This is a genomic window from Maribellus mangrovi, from assembly GCF_037646455.1.
GTDB classification, from domain to species: domain Bacteria; phylum Bacteroidota; class Bacteroidia; order Bacteroidales; family Prolixibacteraceae; genus Draconibacterium; species Draconibacterium mangrovi_A.
Window position 1 is genome coordinate 721543 of sequence record NZ_JBBIXN010000002.1, and the last position, 16921, is coordinate 738463.

Annotated in this window: 14 protein-coding genes; 7 read left to right on the forward strand and 7 right to left on the reverse strand. The window is 42.3% G+C overall.

Features of this window, described 5'->3' with window-relative positions; all coding sequences use genetic code 11:
• Positions 1-27 precede the first annotated feature (27 nt).
• Positions 28-1326, forward strand: coding sequence for a phosphopyruvate hydratase (eno, locus tag WFY05_RS11055; RefSeq protein WP_340112906.1), 1299 nt, complete (start codon positions 28-30; stop codon positions 1324-1326).
• A gap of 65 nt (positions 1327-1391) precedes the next feature.
• Here eno and WFY05_RS11060 read toward each other — a convergent pair whose 3' ends face one another.
• Positions 1392-3341 (reverse strand): BamA/TamA family outer membrane protein, encoded by a 1950-nt coding sequence (locus tag WFY05_RS11060; RefSeq protein ID WP_340112907.1) that lies wholly within the window; start codon positions 3339-3341, stop codon positions 1392-1394.
• A gap of 184 nt (positions 3342-3525) precedes the next feature.
• Here WFY05_RS11060 and WFY05_RS11065 point away from each other — a divergent pair, with 184 nt between their 5' ends.
• From WFY05_RS11065 to WFY05_RS11075, 3 genes are all read left to right on the forward strand, one after another.
• Entirely contained in the window at positions 3526-3720 is a 195-nt protein-coding gene (locus WFY05_RS11065; RefSeq protein ID WP_340112908.1) for a cytochrome c oxidase subunit II, read from the forward strand.
• 117 nt (positions 3721-3837) lie between these two features.
• Positions 3838-4866 (forward strand): S1C family serine protease, encoded by a 1029-nt coding sequence (locus tag WFY05_RS11070; RefSeq protein ID WP_340112909.1) that lies wholly within the window; start codon positions 3838-3840, stop codon positions 4864-4866.
• A 10-nt stretch (positions 4867-4876) separates the two neighbouring features.
• Complete coding sequence (locus WFY05_RS11075) at positions 4877-5950, forward strand: BamA/TamA family outer membrane protein (protein ID WP_340112910.1); 1074 nt, start codon at positions 4877-4879, stop codon at positions 5948-5950.
• Positions 5951-6011: 61 nt separating this feature from the next.
• On the opposite strand, the gene WFY05_RS11080 is transcribed toward WFY05_RS11075, so the two are convergent.
• From WFY05_RS11080 to WFY05_RS11095, 4 genes are all read right to left on the reverse strand, one after another.
• Positions 6012-6185 (reverse strand): hypothetical protein, encoded by a 174-nt coding sequence (locus WFY05_RS11080; protein ID WP_340112911.1) that lies wholly within the window; start codon positions 6183-6185, stop codon positions 6012-6014.
• A gap of 20 nt (positions 6186-6205) precedes the next feature.
• Positions 6206-6784: a superoxide dismutase gene (locus tag WFY05_RS11085; RefSeq protein ID WP_340112912.1), complete on the reverse strand. Its 579-nt coding sequence runs from the start codon at positions 6782-6784 to the stop codon at positions 6206-6208.
• A gap of 165 nt (positions 6785-6949) precedes the next feature.
• A complete protein-coding gene (locus WFY05_RS11090) occupies positions 6950-7504 on the reverse strand; it encodes a 1-acyl-sn-glycerol-3-phosphate acyltransferase (RefSeq protein ID WP_340112914.1) in 555 nt (184 codons plus the stop codon).
• Positions 7505-7559: 55 nt separating this feature from the next.
• A complete protein-coding gene (locus WFY05_RS11095) occupies positions 7560-8228 on the reverse strand; it encodes a B3/B4 domain-containing protein (RefSeq protein WP_340112915.1) in 669 nt (222 codons plus the stop codon).
• Positions 8229-8324: 96 nt separating this feature from the next.
• Between WFY05_RS11095 and WFY05_RS11100 the strand changes: the two genes are divergently transcribed.
• Positions 8325-9914: a beta-N-acetylhexosaminidase gene (locus tag WFY05_RS11100; protein ID WP_340112916.1), complete on the forward strand. Its 1590-nt coding sequence runs from the start codon at positions 8325-8327 to the stop codon at positions 9912-9914.
• A gap of 97 nt (positions 9915-10011) precedes the next feature.
• Positions 10012-10533 (forward strand): DUF4251 domain-containing protein, encoded by a 522-nt coding sequence (locus WFY05_RS11105; RefSeq protein WP_340112917.1) that lies wholly within the window; start codon positions 10012-10014, stop codon positions 10531-10533.
• Between the two features lie 20 nt (positions 10534-10553).
• Here the strand turns inward: WFY05_RS11105 and sfsA are convergent, their stop codons facing one another.
• A complete protein-coding gene (gene sfsA / locus WFY05_RS11110; protein WP_340112918.1) occupies positions 10554-11246 on the reverse strand; it encodes a DNA/RNA nuclease SfsA in 693 nt (230 codons plus the stop codon).
• Between the two features lie 6 nt (positions 11247-11252).
• Positions 11253-12281, reverse strand: a complete 1029-nt coding sequence (gene tsaD, locus WFY05_RS11115) for a tRNA (adenosine(37)-N6)-threonylcarbamoyltransferase complex transferase subunit TsaD (protein ID WP_340112919.1) — start codon at positions 12279-12281, stop codon at positions 11253-11255.
• Positions 12282-12472: 191 nt separating this feature from the next.
• Between tsaD and WFY05_RS11120 the strand changes: the two genes are divergently transcribed.
• Positions 12473-16834, forward strand: coding sequence for a translocation/assembly module TamB domain-containing protein (locus WFY05_RS11120; protein ID WP_340113280.1), 4362 nt, complete (start codon positions 12473-12475; stop codon positions 16832-16834).
• The last annotated feature ends 87 nt before the right edge of the window (positions 16835-16921 follow it).

Genomic DNA, 16921 nt, shown 5'->3' on the forward strand with positions numbered 1-16921 from the left:
GTTAAACAATAAAAAAAACTACTCAAGATGTTAATTAGCGATGTAAAAGCAAGAGAGATTATTGATTCACGTGGTAACCCAACTGTTGAAGTTGATGTATTGCTCGAAAGCGGTGCTTTTGGCCGTGCAGCTGTTCCGTCAGGAGCTTCAACCGGAGAAAACGAAGCACTCGAACTTCGTGATGGCGACAAAAGCCGTTACTTAGGAAAAGGATGTTTAAAAGCTGTTGCAAACGTAAACGACGTTATTGCAAAAGAAATTATTGGTATGGATGCCACTGACCAGGTTGCTATCGACAGCAAATTACTGGAACTTGATGGTACTAAAACAAAATCGAACTTAGGTGCCAACGCTATGTTGGGTGTTTCTCTGGCTGTTGCCAAAGCTGCCGCTGAATACTCGGAGCTTCCGTTGTACAAATACATTGGCGGAACCAATGCAAAAACATTGCCTGTTCCGATGATGAACATCATCAACGGTGGATCGCACTCTGACGCAACCATTGCTTTCCAGGAATTCATGATCCGCCCGATCGGTGCTCCTTCATTTAAAGAAGGTCTGCGCATGGGTGCTGAAGTTTTCCACGCATTGAAAAAGGTACTAGCCGGTAAAGATCTTTCAACTGCAGTTGGCGACGAAGGTGGTTTTGCTCCTATGTTAGGTGGAACTGAAGAAGCTATCGAATCGATCCTTTCGGCTATCGAAAATGCAGGATACAAACCTGGCCGTGCCGAAGACGGTGGCGATGTTTCAATTGCAATGGACTGTGCTGCATCTGAGTTTTTCAAAGACGGTGTTTACGATTACAGCATCTTCGAGCCAAACGGAGTAAAACGTAATTCTGAGGAACAGGCCGCTTACCTTGCTGAATTGATCGCAAAATACCCGATCGACTCTATCGAAGACGGTATGGACGAAGGCGACTGGGACGGATGGGTAAAACTGAACGCTGCCATTGGCGACAAATGTCAGCTGGTTGGCGACGACCTTTTCGTGACTAACGTTGAGTACCTGCAAAAAGGTATAGAATTGGGTGCTGCTAACTCTATTCTTATTAAAGTAAACCAAATTGGTACTTTAACCGAAACGCTTGATGCAATTGAAATGGCACACCGCGCGGGTTACACTTCGGTAACTTCTCACCGTTCGGGTGAAACTGAAGACTCAACCATTGCCGACATTGCAGTGGCTACCAATTCAGGTCAGATCAAAACCGGTTCTATGAGCCGTTCAGACCGTATGGCAAAATACAACCAACTGCTTCGCATCGAAGAAGAACTGGGTGCCAGCGCCATTTATGGATACAAAAAAATCTACAAGAAATAAGCTTATTTTTTAACGATATAATGAAACCGCTTCGTCAACCGACGGGGCGGTTTTTTTATGTTTTTCTATCTTATCGCCTCTGCGATGCGGGGTTTTAGTTCGGTAAATTTCTTGAGTAGTTTAATGTCTTTAAACATCAGTTTAAATTTAAAACGGGCTTTCTGCGGAATAGCGTCAATATAATAAGCCAGTTGAATGTGCATGGCCGGAAAAATCAAACTTTCGTTTTTGGTACTCAAATTAAGTCCCAGGCGGGTGTAACGGTCCCATTTATTATCCTCGTAAATGGCCTGGTTTATCCAGCCAAAGTCGACAAAAGGATCTACCGAAAAGCGAAATCCCCAAAGGTTATAATTGGTATAAAAAATAGGGTGATAATTCACTGCAAAATTCTGGTTGCCGTAAAATCCGTCGCGGCTGTCGCGTGCCATCAAATAGTCGGTATATAACACGGGGATCAGGTAGCGTGGATTGTACACCGCATTAAACGTAACCTGAAACAGGTTTCGTAATTCGAGGTTGCCCACCTTGGTAAGCGGGCTTGCATAAGCTAGTTTCAATACGTTAATCACATCTTCAAACTTTGATTTATAACGAAACATTCCGAAATCAGCTGAAGTTGAAAAAATTCCTGCGTTCTGAAAAAAGATTCCATAATTCAGGCGGGCACCTGCATAAGGCCGGTCGACAAATGAAGTGTGCTGCCACCCGCCTGTAATGCTCGCATTAATGCCGACCGGAATATCCTCAATGGGACCATACTGAACCAACTTGGTGGTTTTTATATAGGAAACTTGCTGAAACGACAGCGATGCAAGAAATGCCTGATTGTCGTGAAAAGGATAATTATTTTCGTAATCTATATCCGGGTGATCTGTGAATTTCTTATAATAGTAACGTCCGGCAATATTCAGAAAGGGGTGTTTGTTGTCGTATTGAAACAGAAAAGAATACCCCATCCACATATCAACCAGGTTCGCGCTGTACATATCGTTCCTATCAATCAGCGAATCCCTGACATTTCGCAACTTCCTAATCTTCTCAGTGATTTTCTCATAATGTAATTCGCCACCAAAGCGGGTGTATGTCGTAACAAATGGTTTAGAAAGCGTAACACCGAAATAATCCTTATCCAGTCCGCGACTGTAACTGACCTCGCCATTAAAAAACGATCCTCCAATATTATCGACACCATAATAGGCACCATAGCCAAATTTTTCGTCAGTACTTCCGTCGAATTCAAAGATGGCGCCGAGATTGTGGCCCATTCCCAGAAAATTGCGACTGTAAGGTTCTATTTCAAATGCATTGTAATCATTAATTTTTCCGCCAATACCAATCGGATACCGGTCTTTCACCACCACCAGAACAGTAATCGAATCCATCGAGTTTTCTACCGGCATTACTTGAATTCTTGCATCTTCGATATAGGAAAGATCGCGCAATAACCTTTCGTTATCGGAAAAAATACGTGGATTCAGCAGGTCGTTTTCCCTGAATTTCAGGTTATTCTTCACCACCCGTTCCCTGGTAGGTTGATAGGTGGAATTCAAAAAGCGCCCCACCCCTGTTGTTTTTACATTGGCGGTATCAAAAACATTTCCATCCAAAACGGCGACCCGCTCGATCTGTATGGATTTTACCACACGATTCTGGTAAATGCTGTAGTAGTTATCTGCCGGGTTAAATTCTTCCGGCAAATTATCCTTCGAATCATAAATCTCTCCCATCAGGATACGACCGTATTTGGCATTCAGTCGTCTGGCCGACTCTACTTTGTGCGGTTTCCGTTTGTAATAAGAAGGTTTGCGGACCAGAAAATTTTTGATCACTTCGAATTCTGTCCCTTTTTCTATTATGATCATTGAATCGTTCACGCCAAAGTACGATGTATCGGGAAGTACCAGTATCTGGTCGAAGCGAATAATGACCGTATCAGGTTCCTGCGCTTTTAAGCCAAAACCAAGAAGCAAAAAGGTAAGAATCAGGAGGTACCGGTGTCTACAATTTCGCATTGAATGGACCATATAGTTCGAATCGGGTGAACAGTATAAAGATAAGAAATAATAAAACACTGTTTTTTTTCGATTCTCCCCTTTTCTGGTAATTTTTAAGCGTGTTGAAACCTCCGATAATTCGTGAACAAATCCTCGCACTTATTTGCTTTTATTACAGCGAATAAAAATAAAATTAAAGAGTATGCTCAAGAAATCAGGTCTGTTTATTTTACTGCTCGTCTTTTCCACTTTATTGTTTGCCCAGGCACCCGGAGGTGTTCCGTATGGCGATCCGGAACCAGTGGAATGGGACCTGTTTAACGTTATTCTTCTGATCGGCATACCTGTTTTGATTTTGGTGGTATATTTTTGGCGCAAACGAAACAAAAAGAAATAATCCTTTCTTTTTAGCTCCCATTGTCCAAATTAGCTAAAATTGGTGCAAATAAAGTATTGACACAAAAAATTTAAACCCTATTTTTACAGTAAACGAACTATTCCAAATTATTGTAAAATGAACAAATTTCTCGCAATCCTTTTGCTCAGCGTAATATTGTGGCAAGCAAACGCACAAACTTTCGCCGATTTAGTCGACGAAGTAAAACCATCCGTAGTTAAAATACACGTACTCGAAAAAAAGAATCCGGGTATTGGTAATCCAACCACGCAAACCTCGGCCCAGGGATTTGGGTCCGGAGTGTTGGTGGGCAAACGAAACAGCTATATTCTAACCGCTGCACACGTTGTTGCCAATGCCTCAAAAATTCAGGTTGAATTTGCCGACGGCTCAATGTTAAACGCTACCAACCGCCGGTTAGACAAAACTGCTGATGTGGCACTTATAGAATTGGAAAGGCCTGCAAGCAATTTCCAGGCAGCTAAAATAGGTGACTCAGACAAGGTGCGTGTGGGCGAAGATATTTTTATTATCGGTAATCCGCTCGGGCTGTCCTTCTCCGTTTCGAAAGGAATCATCAGTGGCAAACATACTGAAATGCATACAACCATTAAAGGTAAGACCCAGGAATTTTTCCAGACTGATGCATCGATCAACAAAGGCAATAGTGGCGGCCCGATGTTCAACATGCAGGGAGAAGTAATTGGGATAGTGAGTTCGATATTGACGTTTTCGGGCGGTTTTGAAGGACTGGGATTTGCTGCCACATCAAACATTGCCGTAGAAATTCTCACCCAGCAGGGCCGCATTTGGTTTGGCACCGATATACTCCCAATGGGTCCCGAATTATGCAAAATTTTTAATGTGCCACAGGAAGGTGCGTTAATGGTGCAGAATGTAGTGGATAATTCTCCGGCCTATTTTATGGGCTTAAAGGGCGGTTATGTTTCAATGAAAATTGGAGAAATGGAATTCTTAGCAGGGGGCGATGTAATCCTTCAGTTTGATGATATTTTGTTAAACTCGAACGAGAACATTGAGCATTTTTACGAATACATGAACAACCTCGAGAAGGGACAGGAATATCAGGTTAAAATACTTCGGAATGGTGAAACAAAAACACTGCGCTGGCGAATGACGCAATAAACCGGAAACCATGAAATTAAAATTACTCCTGACATTATTCACATTTCTCATTGGCATCCTGGCTTACGGTCAGGAACAGGATACGACCAAAAAGGTGAACCTGGCCGCCATTCCTTTTGTAAATTACAACAAAACACTGGGAACAACCTTTGGCGCAATGACCCAGGGCTTTTACAAAGTCAATAAAAATGATACCATTTCACCCTCTTCGTCGTCGGGGATTATGGGATTGTATACAACCAACAAAAGTTACTTTGTTGCGGCATTTCAGCGTCTATTCCTCAACGAGGACCGCTGGAGAATTCTGGCTGCCATTGGATTTGGCAATTTTAATTACCAGTACTGGCAGGACCTTCCACTGATCGGCGGCACTTTCATTGACTTTGGCACCGGGGCTAAATTTGCATTTGCGCGTGTTGAACGAAAGATTTATAAAGAACTGTATGGTGGAGTGAGTGGAGTATTTTCAAAAACTATAACCGATTTTGATATGCCTGACTTTGTTCCCGACAGTATCAGGACCGATACCCGAAATATGAATAATCTGGGTTTAATTTTGAACTATGATAAACGAGAGCATCAAATGAATCCCTACGGCGGATATAATATCGAGATTAAAAACGAATTCTACCGAACTTGGCTAAACAGCGGAAACAATTTCGAAAAGCTGGAATTAACTTACAACCACTATTACAAGCTAAAGAACGAAAGAAATATTCTGGCGACAAGAATGAAGGCCATTATCGCAACAGGAGATGTACCTTTCCAGGGACAAAGCGTTGTGGGTCACGACGATATACGCGGATATTCGAGCGGTAAATACCGCGACAACCAAGTATATGCCATTCAGGCCGAATACCGTTGGCGTTTTTACAAGCAATTCGGGGCAGTGGGTTTTGCCGGTGTGGCCTCTGCCGTTAATAATTTTGGCGATATTTTTAGTACCGAGGTACTTCCCGGCGCCGGTGTTGGGTTACGATATTTGATGATTAAGAAAGAACGCATTAACATAGGAATAGATGTAGCCAAAGGAAAAGACGACTGGGGCTTGTATTTCAGAATTGGTGAGTCGTTTGGCCGATAATTATAACAACGAAAAAGAGGCTGCCAATTAACGACAGCCTCTTGTGAATTCATTCAATTCTTTACTTAGGTTCCCAAAAGCAACGTTTGGGTGAAACGATTTTTTCCTCGCTCTTCAACACCTTCATCGCTTTATCTACCTCTTTTTTATCCAACCCGGCAGCTTCGGCAATTTCGCCGGCCTTCATAGGTTTTCCCGCAGCCTGCATGGCCGCCAGCACTTTTTCCTTACTCATGATTTTATCGTTTTAAACAATTAGGCAAACCGCTCCGACACTACTTTCCAGTCCACAATTTTCCAGAAATCCTCGATGTATTTCGGACGTGCATTTTGTTTGTCGAGGTAGTAAGCATGTTCCCAAACATCGCAGGTAAGTATCGGTTTCATGCCATCACGCATTGGATTTCCGGCGTTACTCGTTTGTACAATTTCAAGATCGTTACTTTTGTTAACAACCAACCAGGCCCACCCTGAACCAAACAAAGTTGCGGCTGCTTTCGTGAACGCTTCCTTAAAAGCTTCGAACGAACCATATTTCGACTCAATCGCTGCTTTCAGCTCGTCTTTGGGTTCGTGGCATCCATCGGGATTAAACTGCATAAAATAAAACGTGTGGTTCCACACCTGGGCTCCGTTGTTAAAAATTCCACCGTCAGCCTTCTTAATAATATCTTCGAGGCTGGCATTTTCGAATTCTGTGCCACTCACCAGGGTATTCACATTATTTACATAAGCCTGATGGTGTTTTCCGTAGTGAAAATTAATTGTTTTCTCACTTATCACTGGTTCCAATGCATCGTTGGCATACGGAAGTTTTGGTAAACTAAAAGCCATAATAATGAATTTAAAGATTAAAGATTTCTTTTTGGTTTTTTTGTAGCAATAACGAAGTTACGCCAAAAAGGATTGATGTCAAAACCAATTTGGAAGGAGTTTAAATAAAATCCGAAAGCAGAATTAAGGCGCTAGAATAAAATTCAAGTATCAGCCAGACAGCCATCAATTCTCAGTCGTAAACTTCTCGGGATGTTTGCCAACAATACCTTTTTCCCGGTAATAGGCTTTCATTCGTTTGATATCGGCATTGGCGTCTTCGGTAATTTCAAAGCGTTCGCCGGTAGTAATAATTTTTCTTCCCCAGTCGAAACTGCCCAAATACACCGGAATGCCAGTTTCACGGGCAATAATATGGAAACCGGCTTTCCATTTTTTAGTTAATTTTCTGGTCCCTTCAGGAGTAAGCGCCAGATGAACCTGGTCTTTTTCATTGATGTGCTGAATGGTTTGTCGGATGACATTGGCGCCCCGCGAACGATCGATGGGCAGTCCCCCCATTTTTTTGATGAAATAGCCCAGCGGCCAAAAGAAAAATTCTTTTTTTATGAGCACGTTGGCCGTTCTCCCATCCGATGCGTAATACAACCACGAAATCATGAAATCCCAGGCGCTTGTGTGAGGTACACCAATAATTATACATTTATCAACCTGGGGGATATCTTCGTAAACCGGTGTCCATCCCAGCAATCGCAACATTAATTTGGCAAATCCTTTCATATTTTTAGTTCAGTTTAATCAATTGGAGATTCAATAACTCGTCAATTCTCGATGCCTAATGGACACCGATTGTTTTAAGGTCAAAATTAGTAGCTTTTGCATATTTCGTGAGCAAGTCAACAGCGAATTTTGTTGCATCGTCCAATTGCCCCTGCGATCCGTAATCGATAATGATCATCAGAAAACGCTTTGTTTCCAAGCTAACACTGGTGCGCACCGAATCGCTGGTTGGAGTTCCAAAAGCCCCATCAGCATCTCTAAAAACAGGCATCGATTCTATGTTCAGTTCTCCCCGCCCGATGCCGGAATACGGTTCATCTTTTTGGCCGATCCCACAAACAATATCTCCGTTAATTTTATCGGCATCGTATCCGCCAATCGAAAATCCCGATGTAATTGAAACCAGATTCAAAGCATCCACCACATTATTCACCTGGTAGATTTCGTTCCTTTTCACTACTCTTCGGAGCAAGGCCTCGGCAGAAAGACGGTAACGTGCCGGATCTTTTCCACAGGCTTTGTAGGCTTTTCGCGATGCAGAAATCGCCGGTAATTTGCTGATATCTTCCACTTTGAGGGTCTCATTCAGTTCCGAGATCTTTTGTTCGATCTTTTCCCAGAGCTGCTCCTTTTTCTCTTCCACCTCAACGTCGCATTCTATACACGACAAATTCAGTTCAGGCACTTTTTGCTTTAAATTCTCTGAGATTTCAATTTTTTGCATGAACGACCATATTTAATTTTTCATCATTTCGAGCGAAACTTATGAAATTTTTACAAAACTCATTATTTTCGTACTATAAACATCAAAACTATTAAAATGAATCGACTTATTTCTTTTATCGTTCTAATTATTCTGGCCGTTCCGGCATTCGCACAGGAGCTTTCTATCATTCCCAAACCCGCAGAAATTTCGGCACAGGAAGGATGGTTCGAAATCAATAAAAACACGACTTTAAAATTCGATGCAAACAACGAAGAAGTAGCACGAATTGCAGGCTTTATTAACGAGTATTTTGAAAATGTTTATGGTTTGCAACTTTCAACAAATGCTGACGGAAAGGCAGTGAATTTTAAAATTATTCATGCTCTTGACCTCGGCGATGAAGCGTACCTTCTAAAAGTGAGCAAAGATGGCATTGTGATCACCGCTTCAACTCCGGCAGGTTTATTTTATGGTATGCAATCGCTCAAGCAACTTTTACCGCTTGAAGCCGACGGGCAAAGCCTGAGCATTGCGTGTGTCGACATAAAAGACCAGCCTCGTTTTTCCTGGCGCGGAAATATGCTCGATGTGGGCCGGCATTATTTTCCGGTGAGTTTTATTAAAAAGTACATCGACATTCTGGCCATGTATAAAATCAATACATTCCACTGGCACCTGACCGAAGACCAGGGTTGGCGGATTGAGATCAAAAAATATCCGTTGCTGACAGAGATCTCGCACTGGCGCGATGAAACAATGCTGGGTCATTACGGCAGCGGACAGGGAATGGATGGAATTGGCTACGGCGGTTTTTATACACAAGATCAATGCCGCGACATCGTTCGCTATGCCGCTGAACGTTATATTACTGTTGTTCCGGAGATTGAAATGCCCGGGCATTCGAGTGCTGCACTGGCAGCCTATCCCAATTTGGGTTGTACCGGAGGACCTTATAAAGTACAACAAACCTGGGGCGTTCATAAAGATGTTTACTGCGCCGGGAAAGACGAAACTTTTGAGTTTCTAAAAGATGTGCTGGATGAAGTAATGGACATTTTCCCATCGGAATTTATTCATATTGGCGGCGATGAATGCCCGAAAGATGCTTGGAAAAAATGCGATGCCTGTCAAAAAAGAATTAAGGACAACAACCTGGAAAATGAACACGAACTTCAAAGTTGGTTTATCACGCAAATCGATCACTACCTGAGCTCAAAAGGACGCAGACTGATTGGCTGGGATGAAATTCTGGAAGGCGGTCTTGCACCGGAAGCCACCGTGATGAGCTGGCGCGGTACAAAAGGAGGTATTGAAGCCGCCAAACAAAACCACGATGTGGTGATGAGTCCGAATTCGCACATGTACATCGATTACTATCAATCGAAAAACAAAGAGGATGAACCGCTCGCCATCGGTGGATTTCTAGCCGTTGAAAAAGTGTACAGTTACGAGCCTCTGCCCGAAGAACTGAGCGAACTGGAAGCAAAACATATTTTAGGTGTTCAAACCAATCTTTGGACAGAATATGTGGCCACAACAAAAAAGGCAGAATACATGTTGCTGCCCCGCTTGCAGGCTGAGGCTGAAGTTGCCTGGACTCCGAAAGAAAAGAAAGACTTTGAGGATTTTTCAAAACGACTGGAAGTTGATTACCTTCGCCTGAATAAAGCAGGCATAAATTATCGCGATCACCGAAAAAAATAGAAGTGATCTTTCATTATGACATTTTTTCGGCTTAATTTTAGGTAGAATTGTTAAGCAGTCGGCCATTGGCCAATGTTAAAATATAAAAGTAATAATCATGAAACATATACTGATATTAAGTTTGTTCCTGTTTTCATCGGTTTTGATGCAAGCGCAGGACACTAAAATGAGCAGAAAAGAGCGTAAGGCAGCACAGAAGGCTGAGCAGATTGAAAAAACAAAAGCGCTGATTAAAGCTGAAGCATGGCAGTTCAGCGCCACGCAGATGCTTCCCGCAAAAGGAAGAAGCAGATCTCTAACTACTTCTTACAGTGTCATTTTAAAGGACAAAAAGGTGGATTCATACCTCCCCTACTTTGGCGAAGCTTACCAGGCAGATTATGGTTCAAGAGAATCGCCCTTGCAATTTGTATCCGACATCACTGAATATTCTATCGAAGATTGGAAAAAAGGAGGCTGGATTGTCAAGTTCAGAGCTAAAAACAAAAACGATGTGATTAATTTTACATTCACGATTGCGGAAACAGGTTCGTCATCACTGAATGTGATCAGTACCAACCGTCAATCCATTTCTTATTACGGTGATCTTGAGGAGATTCCAGAAAAAGAAGAACAATAGAATTTACCGAACGTAAAAAGTTAAATATCGACCGGAAGCAGATTTGTAAAGCGAATCTCTTCCGGTTTTATTTTGGCTTGCATTACAATCACTTCAACACCATTTTCAACAGCATCCTTTAAAGCTGCTGCATAATCCGGATCGATTTCCTTAGCCGGAGCAAAAACCTCCACATCTGTTCGCTGAACGATATAGAGCATCACGGCCCGCATTCCATCGGCTTTTACCTGCATCAGTGTTTTCAGATGCTTTTGTCCGCGCGTGGTCACAGCATCGGGAAACAAGGCATATTTGCCTTCTTTCAGGGTAACATTCTTCACCTCTATAAAACACTTTTCGTGTTCATTTTCAGCAAAGACATCAAAGCGCGAATCGCCGTATTTCACTTCCCGTTTAACGTTAGAGTATCCTGTCAAACCCGGGATCTCGTTATTTTTTATGGCTTCGTTCGCCAAAACATTTGGATTTCCGGTGTTAATTCCAATCCAGTCGCCGTTTATCCTGATCATCTCCCAGGTGAACTTTGTTTTTCGCTTTGGATCGTTAACCGGTGTCAGGTAAACTTCTGCCCCACTTTCGAGGCAACTTTTCATGGTACCTGAATTGGTGCAGTGCACCACTACGACCGTACCATCGTCCAACTCAACATCAGCCAGAAAACGTTTGTAGCGTTTGATGAGTTTTCCGTGTATAAGCTGTGTTTTGAACTTCATTAAAAATCAGAGTTGTGTGCGTGCAAAGGGAACCGTATTCTGCCCGATAAATTCTTTGTTCAGGTATTTGTAATATCCGCTAATGGCGATCATGGCTGCATTATCCATGGTATATTCAAATTTCGGAATGATCAGGTTCCAGCCAAATTTATCGGCATTCTTTTTCAATGCATTTCTCAATCCTGAATTGGCCGAAACGCCACCGGCTATCGCAATTTCCTTGATCCCCGTTTCTTTGGCGGCCCGTTTTAGTTTGCTCAATAAAATTTCGATGATGGTGTGTTGCAGCGAGGCACAAAGATCGGCTTTGTTCTCCTCCACAAAATTCTCGTTCACTTTTATGTGATCGCGCAGAAAATAAAGAAAGTTGGTCTTTAATCCGCTAAAACTGTAATCCAGTCCCTGGATACGCGGACGCGAAAACTCAAATCGTTTAGGATCGCCTTCTTTAGCCAGTTTGTCAACATGCGGACCTCCGGGATAAGGCAGTCCCATTACTTTTGCGCATTTATCGAACGCTTCCCCGGCGGCATCATCGATGGTTTGCCCGATCACTTCCATATCGAGGTAGTCGCGCACCAAAATGATCTGCGAATTTCCACCGGAAACCAATAAACACAAAAACGGGAATTTGGGTGGATTGTAATCAATTCCATTTTCACGGATAAACAGAGCCAAGACATGCCCCAGCAAGTGGTTCACTTCGATTAAAGGAATTTTCATCGAGAGTGAAAAACCTTTGGCAAACGAAGTACCAACCAGCAACGAGCCCAACAATCCTGGACCACGTGTAAATGCTACCGCGTCAATCTCTTTTCGGTCGATCCCGGCACGTTTAATTGCCAGATCGACAACCGGTATAATATTTTGCTGGTGTGCCCGCGAAGCCAGTTCCGGAACAACGCCTCCGTATTCTTCATGAACTTTTTGACTGGCCACTACATTCGACAAAATCATTTCGTCGCGGATAACGGCCGCCGAAGTATCGTCGCACGACGACTCAATTCCCAATATTGTTATTCCATTTTCCGACATATAAGTATCAAAGTAAATTACGTTTATTAAACAAGAATTAACGGAACTGGTTTATATCTTTGCGTTATTAATAAGGGTTGGTTGACAAAACGCTCATTTTACTTGTCACTAAATCCGTTAAAAGATATATGTTCGCTTAAATTTGCAAAACTATCAAAAAAGGCTGGAAAATAAGCATCATTGTTTTGGCAGTGCTTGTTGCACTACTGGGAGCATCCTATCTGGCCCTGCAGAACAGTTGGGTACAAACCCGTATTACCCGTCACGTAGCACACATTTTATCCGAAAAGCTGAATACTAACATCACGGTAGGTCACGTGGATATCCGATTTTTTAAGAAGCTTTACCTCGAAGATATCCTCATTGAAGACCAGAGCAGCGACACCTTACTTTATGCCGAACTGGTGACAGCCACCATTGATACATTTAAAATTAAGAAGCACATTCTGCAGATCGATGAACTTTCATTTAGTGGAAATCAACTTAAAGTCAACCGCGACACGGCCGATAATTTCAACTTTAACTTCATTTTTCAGGCTATCGGTAATCAATCGTTGGATAAAAATAACCACTGGTTTATTGCCTGCAATTCTTTTCTTTTCAAAGGCATGGACATCGAGTATTACGATTATTATGCCCAAGATAAAAAGAGAGTTTTTGTCGATAACCTGAATCTCGACGTTGAAGGATTCCGAAGTGTTGCCGATTCGGTTTCGTTCAGGATCAATCGTTTAGTGATGAACGATGGCAAAAGTCTTGAGTTAAATAAGCTGAATGCTGATGTGACCATAAAAGCCAAAGAAATAAACATTCTGAAAGGCAACCTCGAAAGTCGCTATTCGGCCATTGACAATGCCAATGTTCATCTTGAACTTCCGGAACAGAACGACTCGGTAAAAACTCCGTTGAACATCGACTTTACCCTTGACAAATCGAAGGTCAGTTTTCGCGAACTGGGAATACTGCTTCCGGGATTTAAAGGAATGGATCAACTGGTTGAATTTTCAGGACGGGTATACGGAAACATCAACGATTTAAAAGGAAAGAACATATTACTGAATACGGGACAGGAAACCAGCGCCATAATCGATTTCTACATCAACGAACCGCGTGACCCCGAGAACATGTATCTTTTTATCGACCTAAAGGAATCGCAAACTTCTTTTTCCGATCTGGCCAACATTCGTCTTCCAAATACATTTAAATACGACTACCTGAGTTTTCCTGAAGGATTCTACGAGGCCGGTTTACTCAATTTTAACGGTAATTTTAGCGGTTTCCTCAGCGATTTTGTAACCTTCGGAACCCTGCGAAGCCAAATGGGTACATTGAAAACCGATATACTCGTTACACCTGAAAAATCAGGAAACATTTATTACCGCGGTAACCTATCCACTCAAAAATTCAGGCTCGATGAATTGTTCAACAAAAACTACCTTGGCGAACTTACATTCAGCGGATCGGTTGATGGAAATTACAATACAAGCAGTAAACATGTTTCAGGGATTTTTAAAGGCGATATTTCAAGGATCGATCTCCTGGATTATGCCTATACCGACATAAAATTCGATGGCATTTTGCTCGATAAAATGTTTGATGGGCTGCTGAGTATGAACGACCCGAATTTGAAATTTTCGTTTCTCGGACAAATTGATTTTAACCACGAAATTCCCGATTTCGATTTTATGCTCGAGGTCGATCGTGCTCTTCCCGGCAAGCTTAACCTGAGCGAAACTTTTCCGAATGCTGAAACGGCATTTGATATGAATGCAAATTTTAGGGGAACAAAAATCGATAACATTGATGGCAACATCGAGATCCGGGAAGGATTCTACAAAAACCGAAACGGTGAGATCAATCTTGGCGGAATGACCTTGAATACCTCTCAGCAAAACCACACCGACTCCTTAACTTTTCGTTCTGATTTTTTAGACGTCGATATTGAAGGCGATTACCATTTCAGAAGTCTGATAACCACGCTGGCCAAAACATTTAATGAATTTATTCCTTCATATCCGATTGCAATCAACCAGGCTGAACTGGGAAATACATTCAGCTATAAATTTAGTGTTAAAGACATCAACAGTCTGGCCAACATCATGTTGCCGGGTTTAAGAATCGACAAACCGTTTCTGCTTTACGGGGTCGTTAATTCGGAAGAAAACAACTTTGAACTGGAAGGAAGCATCCCCGGCATTCGTTACAACAATTTTATTGGCCGCGATATTTTTATCGGGAACAAGATAATCGACGACACTTACACTTCGAAATTCCGTTTTGGCGAAATTCACCTGGCCGAAGATATGAATTTGTACAACTTTAAAATCGATTCGAAAATTGCCGAAAATGTGATTGACAATACCATTTCGTGGAGCAATTACGACGAAATAACCTACAGCGGTGACATTCGAACGCATACCGTTTTCACAAATTCGGCTTCGGGTAAATCTACGCAGATTAATATCTCAGGCAGCGAATCGAACCTGTATATTGCCGATACGCTGTGGCACATCACACCTTTTGAAATCAGTATCGATTCGAACGACATACTAGTTTCGGGGCTAAATATCTTTAACGAGAACCAGCGTTTGTCGCTAAGCGGAACGGCCCGTAAAAGTCAAACCGACCTGCTGCGGCTTCAGTTCAGAAACATAAACCTGCAACACCTGGGCACCTATTTTAAAACCGAACTCGATTTCTCGGGTATAGCCAATGGTACAATAGGATTCTCGAACTTGTTTAATGAGCCCATGTTTTTATCGGACATGACCGTTTCGAACCTGAAGTATAAAGACCAAATATTGGGCGACATTTCGCTGAAAAGCAGGTGGAACAGCGATAAATCGCAGATCGACTCGGAATTAAAAGTAGTCAGTAATAATCGCACAAAACTCAACGCCAATGGTTCGTATCAGCCTTCGACCAGCAAACTGGATTTTGATGCTACCCTCGATAGTGTACCGCTGATTGTGCTGGAATCCTTTATAGGAAAGAGTTTCTCCGATTTCCAGGGCTACGGTAGCGGAAAGGTAAACATCGGGGGAACGGCGAATGACATTCTTCTGAACGGTGCTTTAATGGGGGGCAATGCAGGTTTGACCGTTGATGTGACACAAATTCCATATTCATTTAGTGACAGTGTGTATTTTATAAACGATACCATTTTGTTCGATAATATCCTGGTGACCGACGACCGGAATAACCGAGGAAGATTTAACGGGACCATCGTTCACGATAACTTTCAGAACATGATTTTTGACCTTCGTATGACTTCGAATAAAATACGGGCCATGAATACTACACTGAGCGATAACGATAAATTTTATGGCGTGGCAGTGGTAAGCGGACAACTTGATATCACGGGTAAAGGCAACGTCGTGAAACTAAATGGGTCGGTTACTTCATTGCAAGGCACCGAGATCAATATTTCGATGGAAGCGGAGAATGAAGCAGAAAAGTACGATTTTATACAATTTGTAAAACCCGATGCTACTGAAGAATCTGATTTTTACAAAATTTCATCGGAGCCGGCGGGAGAACTCAGTCTAAGCCTGGCCATCGAAGCAACTCCCGAAGCTAAGGTTCAGTTGATCTACAACTCACAAATTGGCGACATCATTAAAGCGCAGGGCGAAGGCATTCTTATCTTCGAAATGAATCCCGAAGGTGATATCTTCCTTTCGGGGAACTACCAACCTACCAAGGGAGATTATCTTTTCACCCTTCAGAATGTGATCAACAAGCGATTTACCATCCAGCAGGGCGGATCGATAGTTTGGTCGGGCGATCCTTACAACGCCGATATCGATTTAAGTGCTGTTTATAAATTAAAAGCTTCGCTTTACGACCTTTTGAGCGACGATTATGAAAACCTGAGTCAAAATCAAAGGGTACAGGTTGAATGCATTATTCACCTGAAGGATGAACTGGCCAACCCGACCATCAGTTTCGACATTAATCTCCCGAATATCGAAGCTCTAGTTGAAGACAAAGTGCAGCAGTACATTAATACCGAGGACGAACTCAACAAACAGATTTTGTCGCTAATTGTAATGGGGAAGTTTTATACCCCGGAATACAAACGTGGCATTTACGAAGCCCAAAATACAAACATGTTTGGAACAACAGCCAGCGAACTCTTCTCAAACCAATTGAGCAACTGGCTCTCGCAAATCAACGAAAACTGGGATGTGGGCATTAACTACCGTCCCGGAAACAATGTTACCGACGACGAAATTGAACTGGCACTGAGTACACAGATTTTAAACGATCGCGTAACCCTGAACGGAAATATCGGGAATAACGTGAATCAGTACGGAACAAACAGCAGCCAAATTGTAGGTGATTTCGAAATTAATGTAAAACTGGTGCCCAGCGGGAAACTTCAATTTAAAGCCTACAACCGTTCGAACAATAACCTCATCTACGAAACCGCACCTTATACCCAGGGAATTGGCTTATCGGTTACTGAAGAATACAATACTATTGGTGACCTGCTAAAAAAATTAAAGAATTTATTTACCGGTAAAAAGAAAGACGAAGAAAGCGAATAGAGATCGTCAACATATCGGCAAACATTAAATATTGAAAAAATGCTGATAAAATTCCTGTTATTGTCATCAGCAAAACTTAATTTTGTG

What these genes read in the sequence shown, in the direction of transcription:
- eno (WP_340112906.1), top strand. Translation starts at nt 28, where the DNA reads ATGTTAATTAGCGATGTAAAAGCAAGAGAGATTATTGATTCACGTGGT.
- WFY05_RS11060 (WP_340112907.1), bottom strand. Translation starts at nt 3,341, where the DNA reads ATGCGAAATTGTAGACACCGGTACCTCCTGATTCTTACCTTTTTGCTT.
- WFY05_RS11065 (WP_340112908.1), top strand. Translation starts at nt 3,526, where the DNA reads ATGCTCAAGAAATCAGGTCTGTTTATTTTACTGCTCGTCTTTTCCACT.
- WFY05_RS11070 (WP_340112909.1), top strand. Translation starts at nt 3,838, where the DNA reads ATGAACAAATTTCTCGCAATCCTTTTGCTCAGCGTAATATTGTGGCAA.
- WFY05_RS11075 (WP_340112910.1), top strand. Translation starts at nt 4,877, where the DNA reads ATGAAATTAAAATTACTCCTGACATTATTCACATTTCTCATTGGCATC.
- WFY05_RS11080 (WP_340112911.1), bottom strand. Translation starts at nt 6,185, where the DNA reads ATGAGTAAGGAAAAAGTGCTGGCGGCCATGCAGGCTGCGGGAAAACCT.
- WFY05_RS11085 (WP_340112912.1), bottom strand. Translation starts at nt 6,784, where the DNA reads ATGGCTTTTAGTTTACCAAAACTTCCGTATGCCAACGATGCATTGGAA.
- WFY05_RS11090 (WP_340112914.1), bottom strand. Translation starts at nt 7,504, where the DNA reads ATGAAAGGATTTGCCAAATTAATGTTGCGATTGCTGGGATGGACACCG.
- WFY05_RS11095 (WP_340112915.1), bottom strand. Translation starts at nt 8,228, where the DNA reads ATGCAAAAAATTGAAATCTCAGAGAATTTAAAGCAAAAAGTGCCTGAA.
- WFY05_RS11100 (WP_340112916.1), top strand. Translation starts at nt 8,325, where the DNA reads ATGAATCGACTTATTTCTTTTATCGTTCTAATTATTCTGGCCGTTCCG.
- WFY05_RS11105 (WP_340112917.1), top strand. Translation starts at nt 10,012, where the DNA reads ATGAAACATATACTGATATTAAGTTTGTTCCTGTTTTCATCGGTTTTG.
- sfsA (WP_340112918.1), bottom strand. Translation starts at nt 11,246, where the DNA reads ATGAAGTTCAAAACACAGCTTATACACGGAAAACTCATCAAACGCTAC.
- tsaD (WP_340112919.1), bottom strand. Translation starts at nt 12,281, where the DNA reads ATGTCGGAAAATGGAATAACAATATTGGGAATTGAGTCGTCGTGCGAC.